General features: G+C 61.9%; 30 protein-coding genes. 18 read left to right on the top strand and 12 right to left on the bottom strand.

Annotation, left to right across the window (positions count from 1 at the left end):
- Positions 1-87: 87 nt before the first annotated feature.
- Positions 88-1,341, top strand: a complete 1,254-nt coding sequence (locus tag ACR9YP_RS23205; protein WP_474217161.1) for an O-antigen ligase family protein — start codon at positions 88-90, stop codon at positions 1,339-1,341.
- On the opposite strand, the gene ACR9YP_RS23200 is transcribed toward ACR9YP_RS23205, so the two are convergent.
- Entirely contained in the window at positions 1,316-1,786 is a 471-nt protein-coding gene (locus tag ACR9YP_RS23200; protein WP_164935052.1) for a MarR family transcriptional regulator, read from the bottom strand. The genes ACR9YP_RS23205 and ACR9YP_RS23200 overlap by 26 nt on opposite strands.
- 147 nt (positions 1,787-1,933) lie before the next feature.
- On the opposite strand from ACR9YP_RS23200, the gene ACR9YP_RS23195 reads away from it, so the two are divergent.
- Positions 1,934-3,130, top strand: a complete 1,197-nt coding sequence (locus ACR9YP_RS23195; protein ID WP_474217160.1) for an FAD-dependent monooxygenase — start codon at positions 1,934-1,936, stop codon at positions 3,128-3,130.
- Between the two features lie 272 nt (positions 3,131-3,402).
- Here ACR9YP_RS23195 and ACR9YP_RS23190 read toward each other — a convergent pair whose 3' ends face one another.
- The 3 genes from ACR9YP_RS23190 to ACR9YP_RS23180 are packed head-to-tail and all read right to left on the bottom strand — an operon-like array spanning position 3,403 to position 6,197.
- On the bottom strand, positions 3,403-4,581 hold the full coding sequence (locus ACR9YP_RS23190) for a saccharopine dehydrogenase family protein (RefSeq protein WP_474217158.1): 1,179 nt from the start codon (positions 4,579-4,581) through the stop codon (positions 3,403-3,405).
- 9 nt (positions 4,582-4,590) lie between these two features.
- Positions 4,591-5,373: a DUF169 domain-containing protein gene (locus ACR9YP_RS23185; RefSeq protein WP_474217157.1), complete on the bottom strand. Its 783-nt coding sequence runs from the start codon at positions 5,371-5,373 to the stop codon at positions 4,591-4,593.
- 56 nt (positions 5,374-5,429) lie between these two features.
- Positions 5,430-6,197 carry a YdcF family protein gene (locus ACR9YP_RS23180; RefSeq protein WP_438110735.1) on the bottom strand — a complete coding sequence of 256 codons (768 nt, stop codon included), beginning with the start codon at positions 6,195-6,197 and terminating at the stop codon, positions 5,430-5,432.
- Positions 6,198-6,365: 168 nt separating this feature from the next.
- Between ACR9YP_RS23180 and ACR9YP_RS23175 the strand changes: the two genes are divergently transcribed.
- The 3 genes from ACR9YP_RS23175 (at position 6,366) to ACR9YP_RS23165 (ending at position 8,284) form a co-directional block, all read left to right on the top strand.
- Positions 6,366-7,307, top strand: a complete 942-nt coding sequence (locus ACR9YP_RS23175; protein ID WP_474217156.1) for an acetamidase/formamidase family protein — start codon at positions 6,366-6,368, stop codon at positions 7,305-7,307.
- A gap of 201 nt (positions 7,308-7,508) precedes the next feature.
- On the top strand, positions 7,509-7,706 hold the full coding sequence (locus ACR9YP_RS23170; RefSeq protein ID WP_007603456.1) for a hypothetical protein: 198 nt from the start codon (positions 7,509-7,511) through the stop codon (positions 7,704-7,706).
- Positions 7,707-7,780: 74 nt separating this feature from the next.
- Positions 7,781-8,284 carry a GcrA family cell cycle regulator gene (locus tag ACR9YP_RS23165; RefSeq protein WP_474217155.1) on the top strand — a complete coding sequence of 168 codons (504 nt, stop codon included), beginning with the start codon at positions 7,781-7,783 and terminating at the stop codon, positions 8,282-8,284.
- 263 nt (positions 8,285-8,547) lie between these two features.
- On the opposite strand, the gene ACR9YP_RS23160 is transcribed toward ACR9YP_RS23165, so the two are convergent.
- Positions 8,548-10,071, bottom strand: a complete 1,524-nt coding sequence (locus tag ACR9YP_RS23160) for a porin (protein ID WP_474217154.1) — start codon at positions 10,069-10,071, stop codon at positions 8,548-8,550.
- A gap of 407 nt (positions 10,072-10,478) precedes the next feature.
- On the opposite strand from ACR9YP_RS23160, the gene ACR9YP_RS23155 reads away from it, so the two are divergent.
- A complete protein-coding gene (locus tag ACR9YP_RS23155) occupies positions 10,479-10,985 on the top strand; it encodes a MarR family winged helix-turn-helix transcriptional regulator (protein ID WP_164935046.1) in 507 nt (168 codons plus the stop codon).
- A 13-nt stretch (positions 10,986-10,998) separates the two neighbouring features.
- Here ACR9YP_RS23155 and ACR9YP_RS23150 read toward each other — a convergent pair whose 3' ends face one another.
- Both ACR9YP_RS23150 and ACR9YP_RS23145 read right to left on the bottom strand, forming a co-directional pair.
- Complete coding sequence (locus ACR9YP_RS23150; RefSeq protein ID WP_370985938.1) at positions 10,999-12,111, bottom strand: alpha/beta hydrolase family protein; 1,113 nt, start codon at positions 12,109-12,111, stop codon at positions 10,999-11,001.
- A 248-nt stretch (positions 12,112-12,359) separates the two neighbouring features.
- Complete coding sequence (locus ACR9YP_RS23145) at positions 12,360-13,331, bottom strand: SDR family NAD(P)-dependent oxidoreductase (RefSeq protein WP_474217153.1); 972 nt, start codon at positions 13,329-13,331, stop codon at positions 12,360-12,362.
- 413 nt (positions 13,332-13,744) lie between these two features.
- On the opposite strand from ACR9YP_RS23145, the gene ACR9YP_RS23140 reads away from it, so the two are divergent.
- Positions 13,745-13,984 carry a hypothetical protein gene (locus ACR9YP_RS23140; RefSeq protein ID WP_091893297.1) on the top strand — a complete coding sequence of 80 codons (240 nt, stop codon included), beginning with the start codon at positions 13,745-13,747 and terminating at the stop codon, positions 13,982-13,984.
- Between the two features lie 122 nt (positions 13,985-14,106).
- On the opposite strand, the gene ACR9YP_RS23135 is transcribed toward ACR9YP_RS23140, so the two are convergent.
- A complete protein-coding gene (locus ACR9YP_RS23135) occupies positions 14,107-15,072 on the bottom strand; it encodes an alpha/beta fold hydrolase (protein ID WP_438107965.1) in 966 nt (321 codons plus the stop codon).
- A 124-nt stretch (positions 15,073-15,196) separates the two neighbouring features.
- Between ACR9YP_RS23135 and ACR9YP_RS23130 the strand changes: the two genes are divergently transcribed.
- From ACR9YP_RS23130 to ACR9YP_RS23115, 4 genes are all read left to right on the top strand, one after another.
- The gene (locus tag ACR9YP_RS23130) at positions 15,197-15,829 is read left to right on the top strand and encodes a TetR/AcrR family transcriptional regulator (protein ID WP_474217152.1); all 633 of its coding nucleotides are present in this window, start codon (positions 15,197-15,199) and stop codon (positions 15,827-15,829) included.
- A gap of 363 nt (positions 15,830-16,192) precedes the next feature.
- Positions 16,193-16,705 (top strand): septal ring lytic transglycosylase RlpA family protein, encoded by a 513-nt coding sequence (locus ACR9YP_RS23125; RefSeq protein ID WP_474217151.1) that lies wholly within the window; start codon positions 16,193-16,195, stop codon positions 16,703-16,705.
- A gap of 181 nt (positions 16,706-16,886) precedes the next feature.
- On the top strand, positions 16,887-17,096 hold the full coding sequence (locus tag ACR9YP_RS23120; protein ID WP_370985933.1) for a PRC-barrel domain-containing protein: 210 nt from the start codon (positions 16,887-16,889) through the stop codon (positions 17,094-17,096).
- A gap of 115 nt (positions 17,097-17,211) precedes the next feature.
- Positions 17,212-17,367: a hypothetical protein gene (locus tag ACR9YP_RS23115; RefSeq protein WP_370985932.1), complete on the top strand. Its 156-nt coding sequence runs from the start codon at positions 17,212-17,214 to the stop codon at positions 17,365-17,367.
- A 229-nt stretch (positions 17,368-17,596) separates the two neighbouring features.
- Here the strand turns inward: ACR9YP_RS23115 and ACR9YP_RS23110 are convergent, their stop codons facing one another.
- Positions 17,597-17,767, bottom strand: coding sequence for a hypothetical protein (locus ACR9YP_RS23110; RefSeq protein ID WP_370985931.1), 171 nt, complete (start codon positions 17,765-17,767; stop codon positions 17,597-17,599).
- A 1,165-nt stretch (positions 17,768-18,932) separates the two neighbouring features.
- Between ACR9YP_RS23110 and ACR9YP_RS23105 the strand changes: the two genes are divergently transcribed.
- The 4 genes from ACR9YP_RS23105 (at position 18,933) to ACR9YP_RS23090 (ending at position 22,292) form a co-directional block, all read left to right on the top strand.
- Positions 18,933-20,345 (top strand): tyrosine-type recombinase/integrase, encoded by a 1,413-nt coding sequence (locus tag ACR9YP_RS23105; RefSeq protein WP_474217149.1) that lies wholly within the window; start codon positions 18,933-18,935, stop codon positions 20,343-20,345.
- A complete protein-coding gene (locus tag ACR9YP_RS23100; RefSeq protein WP_474217147.1) occupies positions 20,294-20,710 on the top strand; it encodes a hypothetical protein in 417 nt (138 codons plus the stop codon). The genes ACR9YP_RS23105 and ACR9YP_RS23100 overlap by 52 nt, the downstream gene beginning before the upstream one ends.
- Positions 20,711-21,064: 354 nt before the next feature.
- Complete coding sequence (locus ACR9YP_RS23095) at positions 21,065-21,526, top strand: hypothetical protein (RefSeq protein ID WP_438107958.1); 462 nt, start codon at positions 21,065-21,067, stop codon at positions 21,524-21,526.
- Positions 21,527-21,530: 4 nt separating this feature from the next.
- Entirely contained in the window at positions 21,531-22,292 is a 762-nt protein-coding gene (locus ACR9YP_RS23090) for a BPTI domain-containing protein (RefSeq protein ID WP_438107957.1), read from the top strand.
- Positions 22,293-22,372: 80 nt separating this feature from the next.
- Here ACR9YP_RS23090 and ACR9YP_RS23085 read toward each other — a convergent pair whose 3' ends face one another.
- The 3 genes from ACR9YP_RS23085 to ACR9YP_RS23075 all read right to left on the bottom strand — a co-directional run bounded on the left by ACR9YP_RS23085 (position 22,373) and on the right by ACR9YP_RS23075 (position 23,719).
- Entirely contained in the window at positions 22,373-22,576 is a 204-nt protein-coding gene (locus ACR9YP_RS23085; RefSeq protein ID WP_438107956.1) for a DUF2934 domain-containing protein, read from the bottom strand.
- 211 nt (positions 22,577-22,787) lie between these two features.
- Positions 22,788-23,270 (bottom strand): thermonuclease family protein, encoded by a 483-nt coding sequence (locus ACR9YP_RS23080; RefSeq protein WP_438110733.1) that lies wholly within the window; start codon positions 23,268-23,270, stop codon positions 22,788-22,790.
- Positions 23,271-23,338: 68 nt separating this feature from the next.
- Positions 23,339-23,719 (bottom strand): cupin domain-containing protein, encoded by a 381-nt coding sequence (locus tag ACR9YP_RS23075; protein ID WP_474217146.1) that lies wholly within the window; start codon positions 23,717-23,719, stop codon positions 23,339-23,341.
- 432 nt (positions 23,720-24,151) lie between these two features.
- Between ACR9YP_RS23075 and ACR9YP_RS23070 the strand changes: the two genes are divergently transcribed.
- The 3 genes from ACR9YP_RS23070 (at position 24,152) to ACR9YP_RS23060 (ending at position 25,927) form a co-directional block, all read left to right on the top strand.
- Positions 24,152-24,367 (top strand): hypothetical protein, encoded by a 216-nt coding sequence (locus tag ACR9YP_RS23070; protein ID WP_438107954.1) that lies wholly within the window; start codon positions 24,152-24,154, stop codon positions 24,365-24,367.
- Between the two features lie 272 nt (positions 24,368-24,639).
- The gene (locus ACR9YP_RS23065; RefSeq protein WP_438107953.1) at positions 24,640-25,119 is read left to right on the top strand and encodes a hypothetical protein; all 480 of its coding nucleotides are present in this window, start codon (positions 24,640-24,642) and stop codon (positions 25,117-25,119) included.
- Positions 25,120-25,348: 229 nt separating this feature from the next.
- A complete protein-coding gene (locus ACR9YP_RS23060; RefSeq protein WP_438107952.1) occupies positions 25,349-25,927 on the top strand; it encodes a DUF2939 domain-containing protein in 579 nt (192 codons plus the stop codon).
- Positions 25,928-26,002: the final 75 nt, after the last annotated feature.

Raw genomic sequence — 26,002 nt, 5'->3', positions numbered from 1 at the left:
CGCCGCGGAGTACTGGATCGCCCGGTCAAGCCGGGCGATGACAGCGGTGTTTGTGGCGTACCAGTAGCGTAAGCGTATGAGCGTGTGATGGCCTATGCGGCGACAGCCGGTGAAGTGAACGTAGCCGCACCGGCTGCGCCCGGCGTGCTGGCGCTGCAGCGCGCGCTGGTGTGGCTGGTCGGCGCGTCCGGCGCGATCGTGTTCATCGAGCCGAGCCCCTACGAGATCGCGACGCTGCTCGCGACCGTCGCCTTCTTCGCCACCGGCCTGCGGCTGAGGCTCGCGCTGATGCCGCTGGTCGCGCTGCTGGTCCTGCTCAATGTCGGTTACACGATCAGCGCGATCCCGCTGTTCGAGCAGTCCGAGGTGGTGAGCTGGATCGCGACCTCCTGGTACATGGCGGTGACCGTGGTGTTCTTCGCGATGGTCACCTCGGAGGATACGGCGGCCCGGCTCGACATGCTCCGCCGCGGGCTCGTGGTCGGCGCCATGGTCGCCTCGCTATTGGCGGTCGCCGGCTACTTCCATCTGGTTCCCGGCGGCAACGACCTCCTGACACTCTACGGACGCGCACGCGGCACGTTCAAAGACCCGAACGTGCTCGGCGCCTTCCTGATCCTGCCGGCTCTGTTTGCGCTCCAGAGCGTGGTCTCGGACAAGCTCGGCAAGGCGTTCCGCAACGTCATCGCCTTCGGCATCATGTCGCTGGCGATCCTGCTCGCGTTCTCCCGTGCCGCCTGGGGCGGGCTGGTGCTGACCTCCGCCTTCATGCTGGCGCTGATGGTGCTGACCAGCCGCACCAACGCACAGCGCTCGCGCATCATCATCATGGCGATCGTCGCCGCAGTGCTGGGGCTGGCGCTGATCGCAGCACTGCTGTCATTCGACTCCACTGCCGAGATGTTCAAGCAGCGCGCGAGCTTCGACCAGAGCTATGACGAGGGCCGCTTCGGCCGGTTCGGCCGCCACATCCTCGGTGCGGAGATGGCGCTCGACCTGCCGTTCGGCATCGGCCCCCTGCAATTCCACCGCTACTTCCCCGAGGACACCCACAACTCCTACCTCAACGCCTTCATGTCCGGCGGCTGGCTCTCCGGCGTGTGCTATCCCGCGCTGGTCTTCACCACCCTCATCATGGGCTTCCGCCACGTCTTCGTCCGCGTGCCCTGGCAGCGCGCCTATCTCGCGATCTTTTCCGCCTTCGTCGGCACCGTCGGCGAGAGTTTTGTGATCGACACCGACCACTGGCGGCACTTCTGGATGATGCTGGGCGCGATGTGGGGCATGATCGCGGCCGCGCAGGTCTACAAGACGGCTAGCGACGAAGCTTCTTCAGCTTGAGAGCGGGCCGCTTTTCCGGCGGCGTGTCGAGCAGGCTCTTGAGCGCCTCTGTGGCTGCGAGCACGCCCTTGTAGCCATCATTGGCGAAGCGTAGCAGCAAGCGCAATTCCTCGTCGGAATAGCCGCCGAACACCTTCTCCATCGCCTGCTGCATCGGCACGTAGAACTGACCGATCTTCATCGCCGCGTCCGGCACGACCGCGATGAAAACTTTCCGGCGATCGGTCTCGTCCCGCTCGCGGCGCACCAGCCCTGCCTTTTCGAGCCGGTCGACCACACCCGTGATCGCGCCCGTCGTGAGGCCCGTGACCTCGGCGAGCCGGCCCGCGGTGACGCGGCCTTCGAGATAGAGGATGTCCATGCATTCCAGGTCGGAATTGGCAATTCCGGCAACGTTCGCAACGGTCTGACCATAGAGCACGCCCTGCGCGGACGACCTGCGCATCGCCGCCTCGAGCTCCTGCAACAACGCCGTGCGCGCCTTCGTCCTTGACAAGGTCGGCCTCTTCTCTTACTCGATATATATCTTAGCAGCTAAGCGATTTAGCAGCCGTGATTTCTCCTAGCACCACGGAAACCTCGGGAGCAAGCCATGTCCAGCCGTCCCCGCAAGGCCCTGATCATCGGCGCCGGCATCGCCGGGCCCGTGGCCGCCATCCTGCTGCGCCGCGCCGGCATCGAATCCGCGATCTATGAGGCTTGGCCCTATTCGAAAGGCATCGGCGGCGGCCTTCAGATCGCACCGAACGGCATGCACGTCATGGACGAGATCGGGCTCGCGAACGAACTGATCAGCCGCGGCTCGGTCGCGGAGGCCTTCGATTTCTATTCGCAAGGCGGAGAACGGCTCGGCTCGATCAACCGCGAGATGGAGCGGCGCTTCGGCCAACCGGCCGTGAACGTCTGTCGCGCCACGCTGAACGAGATCCTGATCGACAAGGCCTGGTGTGCCTGCGTCTCGCTCTATTTCGAGAAGCGCCTGATCAAGATCGATGACCGCGGCGACCAGCCGATCATCGCCTACTTCGCCGACGGCACCACGGCCGAAGGCGACTTCCTGATCGGCGCCGACGGGGTGCACTCGGTGGCGCGCCGCCAGGTGGTGCCGGACGGGCCGCAGCCGTTCAACACCGGACTGATCGGCTTCGGCGGCTTCGTCCCGCACGCCGTGCTCGACGGCAGGCCGATCGGCCGTCACGTCGAGACCACGTTCGGACAAAGCGGCTTCTTCGGCTACGGCTATTGCAGCCCCGATCCGAACGACGGCGTGATGTGGTGGAGCACGCAGCCGGCGCACGGCATGGACGCCGCGATGTTCCGCGCGCTCGACCCAGCGACGCTGAAGCAGCATCTGCGCGGCTTCCACCGCGGCTGGCACGATCCGATTCCCGACATCATCGAAGCGGCCGAGAACATCGTCGTCACCGACACGCTCGACGTCGCGACCTTGCCGACCTGGTCGCGCAAGCGCTCGCTCTTGATCGGCGATGCCGCGCATGCGACCAGCCCCCATGCCGGCCAGGGCGCCTCGCTCGCGCTCGAGGACGCGATGCGGCTCGCGCGGCTGATGCAGGAAGGCCAGGAGCTCGGCGCCACCTTCCAGGCGTTCGAGGCCGAGCGCCGCCCGCGCACCGAAAAGATCGTCGCCATGGCCCGCCGCAACGGCAACAGCAAGCGCGAGTTCAGCGCGACTGGTGCGTGGGTCAGAAATCAGATGCTGAAATGGCTCCTGCCGCTGGGCGCCAAGGGCATGGACTTCATGTATGCGTATGACGCGCGGGCGGTGTGACGGCGGACGCTGTCATGCCCCGCGCAGGCGGGGCATCCAGTACGCCGCGGCCTCTCGATTCAATCAATGCCTTCTCTGGAATACTGGATCGTCCGGTCAAGCCGGACGATGACACCGTCATTTGGGCGCGCACGTCGCGCTTAACTCTCTACCTAAAATGTCAGCTGCCGTAGGGTGGGCAAAGGCGCAAAGCGCCGTGCCCACCATCTCTCCGCAATATCGCTTCGTAGGTGGTGGGCACGCTCCGCTTTGCCCACCCTACGATACTGCGCCTAGGCTTCCACCCCGAACCTCAGCCCCGCGTTCTCGACCAGCCGCTTGATCAGCTTGTGCTGCATCGCTGCGCCCGGGGTCCAGAAGCCGGCCGGAACGTCGGCCGCATCGCGAAGCAGACAGATCGCGCATTCGGAGATCATCTTCGAGGTCGAGCCATAACCGGGATCGCGGTCGCCGGTGACGCCGGCGCGCACCTGGCGGCCGTCGGGGGCGATGGCGACGTAGAGCAGATTGAACAGGCCCTTCTCGCGCTCCTCCTTCGACGGCCCCTCACCCGGCTTCGGCGCGTTCGGCCCGGTCTTCTCGGCATTGGCAGCCATCACGCGCTTGGCGTTGGCCTCGCCCTTCTCGCCGGGACCGGTCAGAACCATCTCGTCGTAGACGAAGTCCTTGCCGTAAGGAAAGCCCATCAGCATGTTGGAACGATGGACGTTGCGGGTGTTGATCAGCGCCATCATGAACGGCGCGGCCCAGGATTGCAGATCCTCCTCATAGACCGCCCTGTTGCCCTTCGGCTGCTTCGGACCGGTGAAGCCCGGCGTCAGCGCAAAATGGTCGTTGAGAATGGCGACGAGGCTGAGATCCTTGGCGACGGCATCGAAGGTCGCCTTCGCGCTCGCCGCGGTGCCGCCTGACAGCGTGCCGCGCATGTCGCGCACGCGGCCCTTCACGCGCGCGGCCGGCGCGCCGAACACGCGTCTGGCCTCTTCCTGCACAAAGAAGGTGCCAAGCTCGAATGGCACGGAATCATAGCCGCAGGAAAACACGATGCGCGCGCCGCTGGCCTTGGCCGCCGCATCGTACTTGTCGATCATCTGCCGCATCCAGACCGGCTCGCCGCAGAGATCGAAATAATCCGCACCCGCAGCGACGCAGGCCGCGAGCAAGCCCTCGCCATAGAATTGGTACGGACCGACCGTCGTGATCACCGACTTGGTCTGCGCCACCATCGCCTTCAGCGATGCAGGATCGGCCGCATCCGCCACGATCAGCGGCGTATCCGCGGGCGCGCCGATCGCCTCGCGCACCGACTTCAGCTTGTCGAGGCTGCGGCCCGCCATCGCCCATTTCAGCGCCTTGTCGTCCCTATAGTGCGCCGCCAGATATTCGGCGACGAGCTGGCCGGTGAAACCGGTCGCGCCGTAGACCACGATGTCGAATTTCGCAGAGCTCATGATCGGCCTTTACTTTTTCGCGTAGCTCACGCCCATGCCGGCGCGGACGTCGCTTTGAATGCCATAGGGCGGGATCGGATAGCGCAGGCCGTTCTTCGCCAGCGCCTTCATGCCCTCAATCGCCTTCGCAAGATGCGAGGGCTTCAAGGCCATCAGCATCTCCTCGTCCGGCACGCCGCCATAGCGCCGTTCGGCATAGCATGGCAAGGACAGGCTGGGCTCGCCGGACTTGAGCGCCCGCCCCCAGGAATCCGCGCAAGCGGTCTCCCCGACCACGCCCCATTCGAACTTCCTGTAGCCGGTATATTGCAGCCCGTTGATCAGGATGATCATCTGCGCGGGCGTCGCATAGACGAGGCAGATGTCGGGCGGATCGAGCCGGCCGCTCGCCAGCGGACTGACGGCGAGCGCCTGATACTGCCCGAACGGCACCACGTCCAGCGCTTCCTGACGCTTGCGCGCATCTTCCGCTGTGCCGTGCCACACGCCGACATAATTTTCGCCGGCGAGCCATTTTTCATCCTGCGGCGCAAGACCGATCACCGCGCGGCATTGCGCACCCACGAGATCGTCGGCCGTGATGCCGACGGTCCATCCCAGACGCGCGGCCATGCTGACGATCTGATCGGTGGTGTGGATCGCGTTCGGCCGCCGGATTTTTGCGATCGCCTCCATGTCCGCGGCACGCGCGAACAGTTTCATGCCGATCACCGTCGTCTTCAGCCGCAGCAGGCTGTTGAGATCGGCGACGAGGCCGGCAAGATCGATCCTGTCCGCACTCTGCTGTTGCATGGCGTCCTCCGAGCCGGCGATCGCGCGCCGTCTGTTCTTGTTTTGCGGCTCTCGTTCTAGTCCTTGACGGGCCCCGGAAGCAACTCGCCAGTCCTGCCCATCAGGCGGTAGGCGACGAGGCCGATCCACTCGCGCACGGCGACGTCGGTTCGGCCAAGGCCGTCCGCACCTATTTTGGTGAAGGAGAAGAGATCGTCACGCCCGCCCATCCGCCAGTCCACTGGATAGGCTTCGACGTCAAATCCGGCCTTGCGGAAGATTCCCATCGAGCGCGGCATGTGAAAGGCCGACGTCACCAGAAGCCAGCGCTCGCCCGGCTTCGGTGCGACCAATTGCTTCGTGAAGATGGCATTCTCCCAGGTGTTGCGGGAGTCCCGCTCGAGGATCAGGCGTTCCTTCGCGATGCCGGCATTCTCCAGGACCGGCGCGGAATAATCTGCTTCCCTCGCGTTGGTCGAGACCAGGTTCGACGTGCCCCCGGTGAAGACGATGCGCGCATTGGGATAGCGGCGGGCAAGCTCGGCTGGCGCAAATAGACGATCGGCCGCGTGCGCGACGACTGACGTCCGATGCGCCGCCGACAGATCGGTGTCGACGGAGCCGCCGAGCACGATGATGCCGTCGGGCGCACCGCGCGACGGATCCCAGGGCGCAAAGCGCGACTCCAGCGGATAGATCAGGAGATTGCCCAGCGGCGAGAACGCCGCGAGCGCCAGCAGAACCAGCGTCGTCACGGCGAGCTTGCGGCCGAGCGCGGCAAAGCGCGTCGCCATCAGCACGACAGACAGGATTCCGAGCTCGGCCAGGAGATTGATCGGCAGCAGCGCGACGCCGAGGGTCTTGGAAAGAGCGAAAAACAGGGGAGCCTCGCTGAAATGATCGTGCCTGTCATGCGCGGGCTTGACCGGCCCGGCCTTCTTCGGAAATCTTCTTGAAAGAGGATCGATCGCCGGGTCAAGCCCGCGGCCGATGAAACCAACCGGACGCGGCAAATGCCCCATCACCACCTGCATTCCAGCCCCGAAACCTGTCATTGGGGCTTCTTCGAAGCTGCGCTCAAGCCCGTCCTCACCGTCGCCAGCGGCGATGAGGTGACGGTCGACACCATCAGCGGCGGTCCGGACATGCTGCCCGACCACAACAAGTTTCACATTCCGCCGGAGATGTTCGAGGTTCATGCCAAAAACGAGCGCATGCTGCCCGGCCACATCCTCACCGGCCCCATCGCGGTCGAAGGCGCCGAGCCCGGCGACGTGCTCGCGGTCGAGATCCTCGACGTCCAACTCCGGCAGGATTGGGGCTGGAACATGATCAAGCCGCTGTCCGGCACCCTGCCCGACGATTTCCACGAGACGCGTATCCTGAACATCCCGCTCGACCGCTCGCGGATGGTCGGTCGCATGCCATGGGGCCTGGACCTGCCGCTCAAACCGTTCTTCGGCGTGATGGGCGTGTCGCCGCCACCTAGCTGGGGCCGCATCTCCTCGCTGATCCCGCGGGCCATGGGCGGCAATCTCGACAACAAGGAGTTAGGTGCGGGTGCGACGCTCTATTTGCCGGTGTTCGTGCCGGGCGCATTGTTCTCCTGTGGCGACGGCCACGGCGTGCAAGGCGACGGCGAGGTCTGCGTCACCGCGATCGAGACTGCACTCCGGGGCCGCTTCCGCCTGACGCTGCGCAAGGACCTCAAGTTCGACTATCCCCGCGCCGAGACGGCGACGCACTACATGACCATGGCGATGGACCCCGACCTTGACCAATGCGTGGTGCGCGCGCTGCGCGACATGATCGCGCTGCTCGGCGAGACGCGAAACTTGTCGCGCGAGGACGCCTATACGCTGTGCAGCCTAGCCGCCGATTTGCGGGTGACCCAGACCGTCAATGGCGCCAAGGGCATCCATTGCATGATCGAAAAGGCGATCGTGCACGGCTGAGCCGGCCCCGCCTCTCCTGATGTGGTGACGCCACGCCGCTGCCCGGCTTTCGGGCGGCGTGCCGCGCCATGCCCGAACTTCTCCAGTGATTCCAATGGGCTGACGCACCGGCATGGCCCGGATTTGACTTCCACCTCTGAACCTAAATAGAGTCTTAATCGTTACTTTTATGTACCCGAGTAAGAGGCTAGCGTTCGGGCCATGGCCACCGAAAAAGCCGAGACTGACCGTATTCCCGTAACCTTGGCGCTCTCGACCATCACCTATCTGGAGAAACTGGTGAGACAGGGCACCCACGGCACCAGCGTCCCCGGCGTCGCACGTACCTTGATCGAGGAAGGCATCCGTCTCGCCATCAAGGACGGGCTTTTGTCGATCCGCGACAATGGCAGGACGTGAGCGCGCGCCGGACGTGAGGCGGACCGATCTCGAGAGGCGGATGGCCGACATCTCGCAACCTGGGACCGTTACACATGCCTGCTGTTTCCCCGACTGCTTCACAGACTGCTTCACAGACTTGGACCGACGAACGCATTGAACTCTTGAAGCGGCATTTCGAGGCCGGCCTCTCCTGCCGCGAGATCGCCGCCGACATCGGCGTCAGCCGCAACGCCGTGATCGGCAAGTTGTCCCGATTGAATCTGACGCGGGGCCGGACGGCCGACGAGCGCAAGGTTCACGACAGGGGCTTTGCGCCGGCGCGCGCGACGAGGGCCGTGCCGCGGCTGCAATACGCGATGCTCGCCACGATCTACGGCGAGACCGACGCGCCTGTGATCACAGGGCCGATCGATGAGGCCAACCGCTGCTCGCTGCTGGAGCTTTCCGAGAATCGCTGCCGCTGGCCGATCTCGACACCGGGCGAAGACGATTTCTGCTTTTGCGGCAATGCTGCACCCGACGGCCAGTCCTACTGCGCCGGCCACAGCCGCCTCGCCTACCGGCCGAACTCGCGCAGCCGCGCCATGCGCGGCTGAAACAGCCCAAAACGAAAAACCTCCGGCGGGGCATCACCGGAGGTTCTTGGAGGCTTAGCGTGAAGCTAAGAGCCGCAACTTTCGTAATCGGCCGAGATCTATATAGCTTAGTAACTCAGGTAAGTAAATAAGTCTGAGGACGATCGAATCGCATGGCTCGTCTTCATCGGCTGCGTGGAAAGCTGCCGGATTTCCGAACCCCTCATCGTAACAAAAGCCCCGGCGGTTTCCCGCCGGGGCTGCTTCATGTCCGAAGACCGCGCTTACCAGTTGCGCTGGGCGCGCAGCAGCAGGCTGTAGGTGTCCTGGTCCTTCAGCTCATACGTTGCCGCGGGCTTGGCGACGCTCGTCAGTGCTCCGGTCGTGATCGCGCCCGAATACTTCTGGTCGAGATGGCTGTAGGTGAAGTCGGCCGAGAAGGTCAGGTTCTTCACCGGCGTCCAGCGGGTGATGACGCCGACCTGGCCGATGTTGAAGTCCGGGTTGCAGGTGCCGGTCAGGGTCGCGAACGCGGCGCTGCCGCAGATCAGGCCCTTCGCCGTGCCGCTGTAGTTGACCGCAGCCCACGCGCCGTAGAGCGCCGTGTTCCAGTACGGGCTCCAGTTGTGGGTGTAGGCACCACGGAAGCCGTAGGTCTTGGTCAGCTCGAGGTTGCCGCCGGGGCCGAACACCGCGTCAGACACGCCGGCGAAGCCGATGCTCTGATACGCCGCATTCGAGCTGCCGAACATCGAGTAGCTGGTCGCAGCCAGCGACTGGAAGTTGTAGCGGCTCGCGCCTTCGGTGTAGACGCCCGACACGTTGATCACGTCGCCTGCGCCGGTCGGAATGTTCTTGATCGACAGAGCGAGCTGGACGGCCCAGCCCCACTTGTCTTCCGGATGACCGGTGACTTCAGTGGCGCCGTAATAGCCGACGTGATTGTCGTGCGCGGCGACCGACGCCTGGAACAGGCCCCATGCCTGGTCGACACGGACGACGCCGACGATGTCGGGCGACCGGGTGCCGCCGATGTCGTTCGAGCCGTAAGCGCCGCCGAGGACGCCGGTGGTGCTCATGCCGGCCGTGTTCCAGATGTTGGTCGTGAAGAACTGAGTCTGGTCCTGCGCCGAGATCGTCGCCGACACGCCTTGGCCGAAATCAGCCGTGTAGGTGAACTGGGCGACGCCGTTGGTCGAGCCGCTGCCGCCGACCAGCTGGTCGAAGTTGTTACCGGGATAGTTGATCCAGGGCGCGTCGAACTGCGAGACGGACTTACCCATGGTGAAGCCGGCGAACTGGATGAAGGCGTAGTAGACGCCGAGCGATCCGCCCGAGATGCCGCCGTCCGTCGGGTTGATGGTGGACGAGCCAGCCGTCGTGGCACTGTAGCCGGTCGCACCTGTGGCAGAGCCGGTGCCGACATAGCTGCCGGTCGTCCAGGTGAAGACCGCGTCGAAATAGGTGCGGACCACGCCGTACTCGGTCGCGGTGCGCGTATCGATGTTGAGATCTTCACGAGCGCGCATCGAGTAGTAGTTCGTCAGGCGGTTATTCGCCGCGAAGACGCCGTTGTACTGGGCGCTGTAGTTGCCGCCGGCATTGAGCGCCACTTCGGCACGTAGATAGCCGCCCAGCTTGATGCAGGTGTCGCTGCCCGGGATGTAGTAGAAACCCGCGCCATAGAGCGAACAGATCTTCACGTATTCGACCGCCTTGGCCTTGACCGGAAGATCGGCCGCCTGGGCTCCACCTACGGCGATCAGACCCGCCGCAGTGCCGAGCAAAAGGCTCTTCACTACTTTCATTTTAAAACCTCCAAGTTGCTCATTTTACGGAGACTGGACCGTGAGGCCCCCCAGGTCCCCGCCTCTTCAATCCGCTCGGCCGCTTCGCGCTTTCGGACGCACCCGCTTGCAACGCGAGGGACGTGAGCGAACCACCTGCAACGGGACGATCGAGTACCCCCCACCGTCGCCAGCCAATATGCCTACGCTGTTCCGCTAATCAAAATAGTTTATTTAGTCAGCTTTATTGTTTCACTAAACCTGTGCCCCGCGCGCAACACCACGGGTGAGCTCATCTGCTGAGCTGATCATCTTTGTAGTTTTAGTGACGAAATTACCCTGCTCTGCACTTGCGTCAGGGCAGGCTTGCGTGGACTATGGCCTTCCACGAACACCGGCCTGAAGAATCAGTTCACGGGAGTGACGCTGTGTCCGCAACGAGGAAAGAGGGTGCGCGCCTGCGCTCCATCGGAAATCTGGATATCATCAGGCGCTTCACCTGGGAGATATCGTCGATCAACATGTATCTGGAGGAGCTGCGTCAGTTCTGGGCGAGGACGCTCGGCATCAGCGGCCCGCAATGGCTGATCCTGATGGCCATCTCCGACCTCGACAAGGACGACGGCATCCCGGTCAACGTCGTCTCCAAGCTCCTCCACGTCGATCCCTCGTTCGTCACCACCCAGTCCAAGCTGCTCGAGAAGAAGGGCCTGTTGCGCCGTCGTCCCTCGCCGACCGACGCCCGGGTGGTGCGGCTGTCCTTGACCGAGAAGACGCAGAAGCACCTGGCGAGCCTCAACGAGCAGTACAAGACCATCAAGGAATTCGTCTTCCAGGAGTTCGACGAGCACGAGCTCACCGAATTCACCGCCAAGCTCGCAATGCTGAAGTCCCGCCTCGAGAAGGCCTGCGTTCGCCTCACCCTCGACTTCTGACGCGCGCTTTAGATCAGATCCGCCCGGCCGCGCCGAGCCGCGATTCGAGCCAGTCGAAGATGTATTCGTTGGCAAGGCTGGGATTGTCCGCATGCGCCTGCGCCGCGCCGGTCTCCGCCGCAGTGAACACCTTCAGCATCACGTCCGAGCTTCCGAGCCGGGATTTCTGGACGAGCTGACGGGCCCGATCGGCCTTGAGCCAGCCGTCCTCGCCGAGCGTGATCAGCACGGGACAGTCGGCGCTGGAAGCCATCAGCGGGGCATGCGGCACCGGCACGATGCTGACGTCGCTCATCGCGAATCGGCTGGCGAAGAAGGCCCGCTCGTGCAGATCCCACAGCCCGCCGTCGCAGACGGCGGCGGCAAGCCGCGGCTCCTGCAACACCGCGCGCGCGACGAAGGAAGAGCCCCAGCCGTCCGCGACGATCGCGACGCGCCCGAAATCGACATCGCTGCGCATCTCCAGATAGTCCATGACGCAGGGAATCGAGCTCTCGAGGTCCCGGCGCCGCAGCAGCACGTCGAGAAAATCGTCGCGCTGGTCGCCGAAGAGGTCCAGCGCCAGCATCGAGAATCCGCGCTCGCGCGCATGCGGCGCGAGCTTGAACAGAAACTCCTCCTTGCGGTGGCCGGGCTCGCCGATGCAGATCACGGTCGGCGCCCGCCCCCTTCCCGACGACGCAGGCAGGAAGTACCCCTGCAGCGCATGTCCGTCGATCCAGGGGATGGTCACGACCTCGCCGGCCGGACCGCGGGCCGACAAATAGCGGCGGGCGCACTCCTGCATCGCGAGCACTGCGACCCAGCGGCGCTCGTCGGCCGGGTCGAGCGGCATCGCCGCTGCTCCATAGTAGTTCGTCGCACGCAGCCAGTTGCGCTGTGCCGTCGCCAAATGGCCTTCCGCGAAGGCGGCTTCGGCACGCTGCCGGTTGGCCTGCGCCAGCTTCTTCCACTCGCGATGCCAGGATTGATCGTTGCCCCGCTTCAGCTGCCGCGCGATCATCAGGCATTCGGCGATCGTGGCGCCGCCCTCCTGGGCCGCGGTGAGCAGCCGCGTGAATTCAGCGGAGATGTCCTCTCTCTCCGGGCAAAGGGTCCAGTCGTCGGAGAGGCATGCGGGTATCATCGGGAGCTACGCTCTATCGTCGCGTTACCCCTGATTGACTAGACTATTTTGGTTGGCCAACCAAGCTGGCGTGCGTCAAATGAGACCCATTCAAGATCACCATCGCTTGAACGCACGGACGCGTCGCATGCGTGACATTCGAATTCGGCATAAGGCGCTGAACATTGGCAAGAGGTGGCACGCATTATCACCGGCGCACCTCTTGCCATGACGATTATCATACCTACATTCGCGCGCCTCTTGGGCGGTCAGCCAAGCCGCCAGCCGACCTCCTGCGTAAAACTTTCGTAGAAGGCGCGGTCGTAGGCCTGCTCGGGCGTGGCGCGCACGCGCTCGTCGAGGCGCTTGGCATCCTCGCCGACGAGAATGCGCCAACGCTCCGCCTTGACTCCGTCGAGAATGATCTTCGCGGCCGCTGCCGCCGTCGTCGGCGCATCCTCCAGAAAGCTGCGGGCGCGCTCGGCAAACGCCGCCTGGATGTCCTCGTCCGACATCTTGTCGGCATCCGGCACGCCGGCCGCGACCATGCGCTTGCGGGTCAGCGCGACCTCGTCGGCGTTGAGTTGGTCCGAGCCGTCACTGCTCTGCACCTTGCGCGAATTGGAGACGATCGAGGTGCCGATGTGACCGGGCATCACCACCGAGCATTTGACGTGCGGCGCGTGCAGGCGAAGGTCGTTGATCAGCGCTTCGGTAAATCCCTTCACCGCGAACTTCGCCGAGCTGTAGGCGGTGTGCGCCTGGTTCATGCCGATCGAGGCCCAGAAGCCGTTGACGCTCGCAGTGTTGACGATGTGAGCCTCGTCCGCGGCGACCAGCATCGGCAGGAAGGTGCGCACGCCGAGATAGACGCCGCCCCAGCAGATGTTGAAGGTGCGCTCCCACTGCTCGCGCGTGTTGGTGAACAGGCTGCCGCCGCCGCCGATGCCGGCATTGTTGAACAACAGATGGATCTTGTCCGTCTTCTGCTGCTCGGCGAGCTCGTCGCGAAAGCGCCTCAGATGATCCTCGATCGCGACGTCGGCGACATGTGTCGTGACGCGCAGGCCCTGCGGCAGCCTCTCGACCTCGCAAAGCCGCTTGGTCTCGGCCATCGCCGCTTCCGAGACGTCGCACATCGCGACGTTGCAGCCCTCGGCCACGAGCTGCCGCGCCAGCTCTCGCCCCATCCCCGTGCCGCCGCCGGTGATGACCGCGATCCTTCCTGCAAAATCCTTCATGGGACTTCGGTCCCTCCCCTTGTCGGTTTGTTTCTTCCTTGCCGCGCTCATCGGGCGCCGCGAAACTGTAGCAGCGCCGCATCCGCAGGTAAAAGCGGCGCGCTGCCATGTTCGGCATCAGTTATTTCGGCGGACGGACTATTGTGCGGCTTCGACGCGCGCCAACCCGTTACGGCGGGGCAGGCCTCGTGAAAGGCGCCGGGCGGCGCTGGTCCATAATTTGTGCATTGCTGCCCCGTTCCCGTATTTGTCCGGCTTCGGTTTAGGGGGATTTTTTTTACAATCCGAATCGTCAAATGGATTCCGGACGCTGGGGCGATTCGGCCAGGCCAGCGTGTTGTTTGCGTGTCACAGGCTCTGGCACTCCGCTTGCATCCTCTTCGTGGTCAGAAACAACCGATGAGGTGACAGGAATGTTCGTGACCGTCGTTGCCGTGCTCTGCCGGCTAAGCGCAATCAGCTCAGGCAGTTGCGTCGAGGAAATCGTGACCGACAGCAACATGACGCCCGAGATGTCGATGATGCAATGCGCGATCGGCGCACAGGCCCCCTTGGCGAAATGGATGGGCGAGCATCCGATCTATCACGCGAACTGGCGCCTCGAGCGCTACAAATGCGTACCGGGCCATTACGAGATCAAGGGCCACGCGTAGGCCCGTAGAACTACGACGTTGAGGAAACGCCCCGGAGGCGCGCCCATTCTCCCTCCGCATGGGCTCGATAGCGCCACCCTCATTGGGCCGCCGCGCTCTGTGACAATGATCACGCCCTTCCTTTAAGCTACCGCGCGCAAAATGAGCGCACGCGCACGTCGCCCCTCCGGCGTCGGCATCAGCGCGTAATTGTGCGGTTGGTCGCGGAGCAGATGCAGCTCGACCGGCACACCCACCGCCCTCGCCCGCTCCGCAAGATCGACGCTGTCGGGATACAGAAGGTCGCGCGTGCCCGAGAAGATCGTCATCGGCGCGAGCGCACGGAACGCGCCGTTGAGCGGGCTGACAAAGGGATGACCGACATCGAGCTCACCGGCATAGAGTCGTCCCGCCTCGACGATCCCCGGAATGTCCTGAATGGGATCGCGTGCCGCAAGCGCCACCTGCTCCGGACGGCTGACCGAGGCATCGGCCGCGGGCGAGATTAGCACCAGCCGGGCCGGCTGCCGGTGCCCGCGATCGCGCAGCCACTGGCAGGCAGCGAGCGCAAGACCCGCGCCGGCGGAATTGCCGACCACCGTGACCTTTGCGGACCCCGCGTCTTCCAGCAGCATGCGCAACAGCTCCGCCGTCGCCGGCACGATCTCCTTCGCGGTCGCGCGCGGCGCCAGCGGATAGATCGGCACGACGCAAACGACGCGCGCCTTGCGCGTCATCTGGCCGACGAAGCGCCAATGCGTCGGCACGATCTCGTTGATGAAGCCGCCGCCATGCAGGAACATGACGTGATTGCAGCCCTCATGGCCCGACGACGGTGCGGTGTAGTACACCGGCCAGCCGCCCATCTTGGTCAACGTCACCTCGACGCCGCGGCCCAGTCCCGTCGGCTCATACGACGCCGGCTGTAATGCGAGCTTCTGAACACGCGCCTGCACGGCTTCGGCTGAGGCGAGCTGCTGCTTGAACGGAAGCTGCCGCAGCAGCGCATTGAAGCAACGGCTCTGCAAGCTCGGCGCGGGATCGCCGCGGCGCAGCGCGCCGAAGTCAGGGCAAAACTGCAGGGACGACAACATCTTTGCGACGCTCATGGCCACCTCTCTCCGCCTGGCTTGATCTCACAGGGCGACAAAGACGCTTGCCGACCCGCCGCCACTTGCGACTATAATGCGAGCATTCGCTCGCTTTTCCTACTCGCATTCGGACTGCAAGACCATGGCGCGCAAACCGCCGACAAAACCGCGGAAAAATGCTTCGCAGGCGAGATCACGCGCCACCGTCGACGCACTGGTCGAGGCAACCGCTCGCATTCTGGTCCGCGAAGGCTTCGAGAAGGCGAGCACCAATCGCATCGCCGAAATCGCCGGCGTCAGCGTCGGCTCGCTCTACCAATATTTTCCGAGCAAGGAGGCCCTCGTCGCCGCCGTGATCGAGCGTCACAACGAGGAGATCATGGGCCTCGTCCGCGCCGCGCTGACCGAAGTCGCCGACCTGCCGATCGAAAATGCCGTGCGCAAGCTCGTCACCGTTGCGATCGAAGCCCACCGCATCGACCCGAAACTGCACCGCGTCCTCGCCGAGCAAATTCCGCGCACCGGCCAGCTCAAAGACGTCGAAGCCTTCAACCGCGAAGTCCACACCCTCGTGCGCACCTATCTCGAAAGCCGCCGCAAGGAGATGCGCAAGATCGATCCGGGCCTGGCGACGTTCATCTGCGTCAGCGCGATCGAAGCGGTCGCGCACAACACGGTGCTGAACCAGGCCGAGATGCTGTCGGAGAAAATGGTGCGGACGCTGGTGGACGAGACGACAAGGATGGTGGTGGGGTATTTGCGACCAGCCGCTTAGCAGTCGATATTGCAAGCGCTCATTGCTAGAGCGTCGACAAGTCCCAGAAGATTATTGATCTCGACCTTGCACGACTGGGCGTTCTGGCAGCTAACGCAAATTGCGAAGCTCGAGCAGTTTCGACATCGAAGAACTACACTATCGGAGTAGAAGCCAAGCAGTGCCTGCTGGACGCGGCTATGCGCCGCAGCGAGACGGCTGCTTGCTGCGCTGCGCCTAAGTACTCTCGGAACTACGCATCGAACCATCGGTATGCACTCACCTTTGTCTGCACGAGAATGCGGGGTGCAGGAACACAGGCCGATGAGTTTGCATTGTCCATCAGTTTCATGCGTGAGGCCGATCATGCAAGTTCTTTGTAGAATGATCGCGATTGCAACAATCCCAGCTTGGATGGCGATCTACTCGACTTCTGCTGTCGCGCAAACCTTCGATGAGAGGTGGTTCATCATTCCAAAAGCTCACGCGGAGCCAGCTCCTGAGGGGCTCGACCAGACAAAGAAGGACGAAACGCAAACGAAACCTTCGACCCCACAGCAAGCGCAACCTCTCACTCCGGAAGAGCCTTCGAAAGATCGTTTAGGAGCCCAATCTTCTAATCGAGTCTTTTCCGGCAAAGCCTCCTACTATTCTTATTTCAAAGGCAAGACAGCGAGCGGTTCATCGTTTGATCGTAATCGGCTAACAGCGGCGCACCGCCGCCTGCCTTTCGGCACCAAATTGCGCGTCACTCACGACAGCCGAAGCGTCATCGTCACAGTCAATGACCGCGGTCCGTTCGTCCGCAGTCGTGTCCTCGACCTTTCGCTGGCTGCTGCGCGCAGCTTGGGGATTACGGATCGTGGCGTGGCTCAGGTTCGTGCCGAGGTGTTGTGAACACACAACCGGCGCCGAGCGAACTTGCCTGCAACTAAAGGAACTCCGACGCTCCTGCGTGCCCCCTGTTTTGCCCGGCGCGTCAGGTCATCCAGCCATCCATCCCTCGTGCGCCCATTCAGAAAGGAACGCAGCTCAGTCTCAGCGGTTGTGGCCGCATAGCCAGAACGAGATGCGGCAGATGCCCCGGGCTAAAGCTCACGCCTCTGCTATTCTACGCGAATATCACGAAGCCGAGACAGAATTGATCGGCAAGGCGGTGGTGCTCACGGACGGTACAGCAGGGACTGTCGAGGAACTGCACTTGGACGAAGCGCACGGCTTGCGTCTTTCCATTACTGGCCATCCCGGAAAGTGGCCCGTGGCAACGATTAAGCTGGCGCAGAAGTGACAGCCCACCTGTTTATGTGCGCTGATCCTCGTCATCACGCGAGCAATTGTTGCTGCTGCGCTGTGGCAGGCGCTTCATCTGGCGCGGACGGCCGACGTGAGCGGAGGTAGCTGCGTTGTTCAACTCAAAAGGCGATCTTCTGCTCAGCCTCAAGGACGCGTTCGCGCAGTGCTTCCAATTCGGCAATCTGAGCAGCGAGCACTTCGAAGCGGTGCCGAAGAACAGCGGCAGCGGTATCCGCTCGACCGCCGCGATTGCCCGCCTCGGGTAAGTTGGCCCATTCGAAGGGAGTGGCCGATCGCATTGGCGTTGGGGAATTCTGGAAATGATGGAGACCAGTCATGGCCGGACCTTCCGAGCGGGCGCAAGGGAAATGGAGTAGGAAGGGCCGCGCCGCGCTTTTTGTATAGCGAGGCGACAATTAAATCACATCGCAAGTCAAAAAAATAAATTAGTTAATTAAAATTAATCACGAATTATAACACTCGCGCCGGGCTCCCTTAGTGTTTTATCCCCGGTTCTCTCCAGTCTGCTCTCTGGCCGAGCTGTTTAAGCCGCTCCTCCAGGGCGCGCTTTGCTGCGATCAGCTTGACGGCTAGGACCTGACCCACGTCGGTGTGCAGCGCCCACAACTCATCAATGGACATCTCGTCAAAGTGATCTCGATCCATGCCACCCGGGTCCCTGCAGATTACCCCAAGATGCGTGGCTGAGGGAGATGCCCAGCGTTCTAGGCCAAGCTCAGGCACGGGCACTGTTACAATTAAGCCCCCAATATTAAATCACATTAAATAAAAAATATATAATAAATTTTCTGATCGCGGGTCAAGGCAACCGTTTGGTCCTCCGATCCTGGATCGCAAGCGATCGCCCATTCACAACGTTGAGGCGCGCAACGATCGCAATATGATCGTTATTGCTGGAGCACTTGGCGGGGCTTGGTGCGGCTTACGGGGATAGCGACAAGTTCAGGGCCATGGATGGCGGCGCTGTTCGCGATCGCATACGGCACTGTCGGCATTTTGGTTGGCGTGCCTTTCGCCGGCTTTCTCAACCTCACTCGCCGGCTTTGGCAGTAGCGACGACCTGAGACGTTAAGCGACTCTTAGAAAATCGGCCGCATCATCGTGCTGTCGATGAACCCGCCAAAGGCTTGATTGCCCGCGGTGGCGCAGGCGGAGGTTGATCACTCCGAAAAGGTGGGCAGCTCTTTTTCTGCGGCGAATCGTGATCGTGCCGTCCTTTGGCGCGACGTTCTGGCAAAAGTTTTGCGTGATCTGACTTAGTTGACGCTGTTTGCATTTCGCGCCACCCGAACTTGGCGAGCGTGCCGACGCTTCGCAAATGGCGCACTCCGAATTCGGCGCATCACCAACATGGGATAAGGAGCCGGCTGTCGGAGATACTTTCCCATCACGACACCGCTGGCATGGTGACATGATGCCCCTGTTTTGCCCGACGCGTCAAGTCGTTTTCGGAAAAACATTATCTTCCAATGGCATCGCTACTGTGCATGGGGTTGTTTTGGCACTTTAGTTTGCCGACCGCCGCAGCAGCCACCCACCACTGGTCGCCGCGCGTCCGCCACGGGCGGGAGCAAGCCCCCACGCCAACATCATCCACCCGCCAAATGAGTTGGAAAAAATGGTCGGAGCGAGAGGATTTGAACCTCCGACCCCTAGTCTCCCAGACATATCTGCCATTCCCTCGCCTCCCCTCACCCACCCTCAGAGGCCCTAACGCCTCGCGGAAAGTCTGGCCAACCATAACCTACCGCTATCCCTTGCCTGCTGTGATTGGCATCGCGGTGCTTCCCCCGTGCTTCCCGGAGGGCAAATGAGCGGTCAAACCATCACAAAGAGCCTGGTCGACGGCCTCGAAAAGCAGGCATCCGAATACACAGTGTGGGACGCCAAGCTACCCGGGTTCGGGGTACGCGTCCGACCCACCGGCGCCAAATCATTCGTCATCGTCTATCGCGCCGGGACCGGCCGCGGAGCTCCCGTCCGGCGCTACACCGTCGCGGCAGTCGGGAAGTTGGCCCCCGAGGCCGCCCGTACCCAAGCCAAGATCTTGCTTGGGAACATCGCCAACGGCGCCGACCCGGCTGCAGCGAAGCGGGCGAACCGCCCCAAACGAGATCAGTTGACGTTCGATGCCTTTGCGGACCGATACATAGCCGAGTACGTGATCGGGACCGGAGGCAAGGAGATCGTCCAGGCGTTCAATGCGACGGGGAAGTGGCCGGCGGAGATTCCGAGCGCAAACAAGAAGAGCTGGAAGAATGACGTCCAATACCTCAAGCGGCCGCGCGACGAATGGGGGCGCCTGCTGGCAGCAGCCATTACCGACGACGACGCCGCAGAGCTGCTGGATCTAATCGCTGAAGCCGCACCCGTCAGCGCCAACCGGACCCAATCGATCCTCCACAAGATGTTCAAGTGGGGCAAACAGCCCGGGCGGAAGTACGTCCCCTCTAACCCGCTGGAGGGGATGGAGCGTCGCGGCGGCAAGGAAAAGGAGCGCAACCGAGTCCTGGCGGACGACGAGATCCGAATCCTTTGGTGGGGTCTCGACCTGCCCGACTGTCCCGTGGAGCGGCCCGTTGCCCTTGCAATCAGGTTCATCCTGGCGACGATGGTCCGCCCGTACCAAGCGGCCGGCGCCAGGATCGCCGAACTCACGCACCTCGACACCGTGGAGGCGCTTTACGACATGCCGCCCGGTCGTGTGAAAAAGGACCGGGCTGTGCTCGTCCCCCTCTCAGAACTCGCAAAAGAGATTGTTAGGGAAGCGACCACACGCGAGCGGCCCGGCATCGGTCACAACAATCCACCCGAACCCATCGACGAGGTGCCGGCGGAGGTAGTCTTTCCAAGCAGATTCAGCATCGGGGACATTGCAATTTCGCGCGCTTCAATCAGCCAAGCACTGAATGGCAAGAAAAAGGGCAAGAAAAAGGGAAAGGACATCTCGGATCGTGGCGGCATCCGCGAATTTCTGGGACTGGCGCACTTCACTGCGCACGATTTGCGGCGGACTCCTACCTTGACTGAGGGGCCTTCTGACGGGCTTGCAGGGGCCCTTCAGCTACGGCAATCTGGCGTTGAGCTCAGAACGGAGGTTTGGGGATGCCCCGCGGCCAATTCTACACGGTGTTCACCCTGGGATTTGCCAGCGCGATCGCAGTGCTCGGAATGGTCACCGGGGGCATCCTGCTCTTCTGGCATGAGCCCACCTGGCGCATAGCTAGGGCGCTCGGAGCCTACGGCGATCACCTGTCGCCGCTGTACTTGTCGCTCGCTGTTGCCGGCGCGGCGTTGTTTTTCGCTTACTGGATTGTGCGGATCCAGCAAGCGATTGTTCGATGGTCCGGCGATCGCCTTATCGCGAAGCTAAACCGCGAATACAACATGCTCGCGCAGCTTCAGGGTCGTGAGTACGCCGACGAGTTCATGAGACTGCAGGCCCAATCGATGATCGAGGAGAGTGAGGGCAAGCCGTTCAATCTCTTCGGACGCGAGAAGATGCTGCATGCTGCAGCTGCCGCCGGCGTCCAAGTTAGACGCCCGTCTGATCAGGCGGCCGAGCGCTGCCGCGAAGCAGCCACGTGAAAGGGCTGCGCGCCCCTAAGTCATCTCACCGAACCAGCCTCCGGCGACGTACCCCGCACTGCCCACTATCGCAGAGAGCAGCCAGCCTCGGTCGACGAAGTCGCTCCTTTCAGAACCGCCAAAACGGATAAAATCGACAATGCAGCACTAGCAACCCGACCCGATTCGGAGTGCTTCGTCCGCGCCGGTCGAGTTTTGTGATCATTACCGACCCGACAAAGACCAACACGCAAGCGGGGGCCTCCAGATTGCAGGCAATTCGCGCAATGTCGACAAAGCCAACAAACTCTCACCGTTGACCGAGCTCGGTTTCAGTGATCCCAAACGCATGCTGGGGCTCACGGAGAGCAAAGCATGTGCAACGAACAGGAAGTCCTCAACGCCGCAGAGCCATTCACCGGCGCGCCCAACGACCCATTTCCGCCCCCTCTGCCGCACGATCAGGCCATTGACCGCGCTCAGGATCCGCGGCCGCTGGAAGCGTCCCCTGCCCTGGAGCCCAGCGTACCGCACGATGTTTCACCCGAGATCAAAAAGGCGATGCTTGCGGCCGCCTATGCCCAGCTCATGATCGATCGACTGGCCGCGCTTCAGAACGATGAGGTCACCAAGTACACCGGCATCTCTCGAGTTGAGCTGGGTCTGCGCGTCTGGAATGCGCCGATGGCCGAGGTGGCGAAACGCCTTAGGATGAAGAAGCACGTGCTTATGCGGATCTGCAAACTTTACGAGGTGCCGACACCTCCAAAAGGCTATTTCAACACAAGCTTTGCTAACCGCCCGATCAGATGGACGCGCGTTGTCGTCGGCGGATGAAGCAATGACGACCGATCCGCCCCTCTACGACGAACAGGAGCTCCTCGAGCGGCTCCAACTTAAAGGCTACGAGCTCGACGGCCTCCTCAATGTCGGCATCATTGCGCCAGTGGCCGGCGATCCATCAGGGCACCCCAGATACTGCGCCGAGACAGTCGATCACCTGGCCGCTCCGCAGCAACGTATCAGGCTCTCCGACGCCCTGTGGTGGGACTTCGACCTGAACAGACCCGGCTACGTGCCCGACGGAGCTCCGTGGGCGCGCGCCGTCGACCTGCCCTTCTATCCGTTCGATGACAAAGAGCAGCAATCCTGGGCCCGGCGCTATTACAAGCTGAAGAAGGCGTGCGCGCCGTTTCCATATCCCTACCCAGAGCGCCTGGCGCGCTACCGATCAAGGATGGAAGACCGCGCCACCAAAGCCTTCGAGCTGAAGCACGGGATCAAACCGCCGCCGAAGACCCGCGGTGTCGATGTCAGCATTCGCGGCACGCAGGTCAAGATAAGCCGGGCGAAGCTCCGAGACTTGGTGTGGAGCAAAACCATGATCCGCGCCGGCGCCGATCTTGGGATCACCGAGACCGCCCTACGCCACCTCTGCAAGCGATATATGATCCCTATGCCAACCCGCGGGCACTTCAACCATAAGGATCCGAAGAAGCGACCGCCGAAGCCGAAGCTGATGAAGATCCTGCGGAGGAACCCGAGGGACGGAGACGATTATCGCTTCGGCTCGGTGGAAGGGGTGTCCCCCTATGATAATTGATTTAATTGATGTTTTTCGCGTTCTTTGATCTTCTCCACGCGCTCCTCCACGTGAAAGATCAGCCGCGTGGGTTGATGGGTTTAAGGGCCTCCCCGGTGTAGCTCGCGCTCCGCGCGCAACCAGAATTCTAGGTCCCTGCCCTCGGGCCGCCCCTCGTTCTCCCAAAGCTCGTGCGCCCGCCTCCGGGTCTCCTCCTCCAAGATCTCCAAAGCGGCACAACGTCCACCAAACAACCCGTCCTTCAGGTATAGAAATAGACCAGGGGCAGAAAGACGTATGTCCACCAGGCTAAGCCGGCCAATCCGGCCAGGACGACCATATCCTCGTCGCTCATGGGGATCTCCGAGAGCAGTTTCGATTACCCTCCAAACCAACGAGCGGCAGTGCGCGTTTCAATCGCGCATCAAATATACGTCAAAGGGGGAACAGCTGCGCTGGGGCGTCGCCGTCCCGGTGACCTTGCCGCTTTCAGTCTACGAAGCCTGTCGCTGATCACTACGGCCGTGCATTTGCCCCGTCAGAACAACCTTTAGGCTCGCCGCCGTCTTTGATGCAAGCGCGATAGAGCCAGGGCACGACGTAGCTGCCCGTCCATACTCCCCGCCCCGCGCGTTCGGCTTCGCGTTGCGCGCCGTCGTATTTACCTTTGGAGTAGCGAGGCCAATCGAATGCGAGCCCGCCACGGACTAGCCACTCCGCAAGATCAACACCGCTCGCTGAGCACGTTGCGACTGTACGTCCATGGAAATCACGCCCAACCGGCTCACAGTCAACCGGCCGCCGCGCTATGAAGGCGTCCAGCTCGTTCGCCGCCTTCGCTCCGCAACGATAAGGCAAGCTGTCGTCACCGCGACAGAGCTGCGAGCTTTCGGGTGCATCAATTCCAAAAAGGCGAATGCGCGTGCCGTGAATTTCGAGCGTGTCGCCGTCAATGATGCTGGCTTGTCCGACCAAATTGCTCGCAATGCCGGGCGACAGAGTAAGAACCGTTAACGCCGCCGCCCGGAATAGAACGCTGCAAAACCGCCCGATGATAGTGGACTCTCCTAATTGGGTTTGTCGTAAAGGGGCTTACCTTTGTCGACGATGTGGACGGTCAGAATCTTTATCGTTTTGTCGCCAACAACCTTATAAGCGCCGTGGGGCACGTCACGCGCGTTTACACCCACAGTACCCGTCGGCACGTTCCGTTGGTTGCCGTCTGGAGTCTCGATAGTGCCGCCCTCCAGGAAGTAGTACGACTCGTCCCCATGATGGATGTGCAACATCGAGACTTCGCCGGGTTTTATTTCGCTAATGCTTGTTATCACCTCCATGTTTGTGCCGGTGAGGTCTGCACGCTTCAACTCTTTTCGGTAGGGTGAGTCTTGCGAATGCGCTGCGGAAGCGAGGCAGAAAGCCAAAAGCACGCCCAAAAACACTCTCATCTCAAGTCTCCTTAAACAATCTAAGTACGCTCAACGATAATCAGGAGCGGCCAATATTGCGCCGATATGATCGAACCGGCAATCTGAGCATCACCGCACAATCCTATATTTCTTCGCAACCTTCTTTCGAGGCACTTCCGCCCTGCCAATGTTGAGCGCCCGCATGATTCCTATCCGCGCGAACATTGTGGGACCGCCTTGCTCTGCCACTAACATCAAAGCCTCAATAGCGGCCTGCCACTCCTCGCGCTTGGGCGCTCTCAGCCGGAAGCAGCGTCACGTACATTGCAGCATCCCGCAAAGTGACAAGCTCCTTCCCGCCGGGCAGCGAGATCGGTTCATCGAACTCGCGATTCCAGCCGCGCTCGACCATGCTTGACTTGTTTAGAACGGAATGAGAACATTGCCTAGCCCCACCGTTTGGACTTCCTCATGCCCGAAGCTGCCGCTCCCAAACTACAATTGGATGCGCAGGCTTTGGAAGCTGCCGCCGATCAGGCCATAGCAGCCTGCGGCGGTGATGCGCGCGAAGCTGTGAAGGCGCTGTTGATTGCGAACGAGTTTTTGGAGCGCGAGATGGAAGAGCGCGTGTCGCGCGGGTACATTCGCGGCGTGAAGCACGGCAGGTTCAACGCTTATTCCGGATAATTCATGGACATAAAAGACCGTATCGAGCGGCTTAAAGCATTCAAGAAAAGACTTCAGGCATGGCACAACAAGCCCGACGCTGAACTTCGCGAACGGCTGAACCTCAATAGGCGAGCAGTTGAGCGAGAAATCGTCGAAGCCGGATGCATGAGGCTTGTCACAATTAGTCCTCCTCCCGCAATTGGAGGGCCAATAATGCGAAACTCGAATCCGTTCGATCTGATGTACGACCCCGCCCGTACCTGATGAGCCTAGTCCCGACAATTGGCGATATGATCGATATGACCATTGCCGAGCTGCTCAATCCTTCTCCAAAAGAGCCCGAAGACGGTGCTCAGGTCGTTGCGGACATCCAGAAAGGCTATGCTTTCGTAGCCATGGCAATCGACGAAAACGACCATCAGCTCGTCGACGTTCTTGAAGCTATAAAAGAGGCCACGAAGGAATTCGGAATTGCCGCCGAGAGGATCGATGATGCCGAGTCGAATGACCGCATCACGGATCGAATTTTAGAGTCTATTCGAAAGGCAGAGTATGTTTTTGTCGACCTGACGCTTGAGAGGCCAAATGTGTTTTGGGAAGCCGGATACGCACACGGTATTGGGAAGACCCCAATCTACATTGCTCGTTCAGGGACGAAGCTTCATTTTGATGTCAAAGACTATCCCATAATTATGTTTCGTAACATGCGCGAACTTAAGGGTGGTATCGGTCGCCGCTTAAAAGGTCTGATGAAGCTTGCTCAGGATTAGTGTCATGTCGTTCGCCATGCGCGGAAAGCCCGCCAGTCTGCCAGCGGATCGCTCGATGCGGTCGCCTCGGTAGCCAGACCGGACGCCCGGTCGAGATACCAATCAATCCCCTTGCGATCCCAACGCTGAGTGCCGGGGATCGCCCAATCGCGCGTCAATCCTATGGATCGAAGGCGCCACCGGATCGGTAGCTCCGGGAACAAAGTCCGGTCGCCTCGATTGCCGCTCCATGAAGTGGCTCGTAGGCATCGTTGCGGTCCTCGTGCTCTGCCTTGTGGTGTATGCCGGATCGGCTTTCGTTTCCGCGTTGGATCTCGTTTCGGCCGTTCGGAGCGGAGACGCCCGTCAAGTGATGACCCGAACGGATCTGCCGCGTGTTCGCCACTCCCTCGTCGACCAGGTTGTCTCCGCGTACCTCGATCGAATCAGCCAAAAGCGGCCGGTGCGACCATTCGAGCGAATGGCCATAAACGCGTTCGGCGCAACGATCGCCGATGATCTCGCAATCAAGCTCTTGACTCCGGAAAACCTGTCGGTACTTCTGAAGAGCGGTACTGTTCGCAACGGCGCGGAGAACATCACGTTCGGAACGATGTCGTCGTTGGCCGAGCTCGACGTCTCGAACATCTTCGTTTTCGCCGGACGGATCACCCCGGTGAAGCCTGTCGAGTTTGCGTTGCGGCTTGGCGAGAGTCAGGACGCAGGTAGCGTCAGCATGCATCTGGACGGGACGACCTGGAAGCTCTCGGGGATCGGGCTGCCGCCGAAGGTCTTGGCGAATATGGTTGACCGGCTGCCGACGCGGTGACCCCCTCCTGCCCGCCCCCACGCTCTCTGCCGCGACTGATTGCACTTCGCTTGGCACGGTCCTTGCTGATCCAGC

Source organism: Bradyrhizobium sp. BR14999, from assembly GCF_056106085.1.
This window is presented reverse-complemented; position numbering and strand designations above follow the sequence as displayed.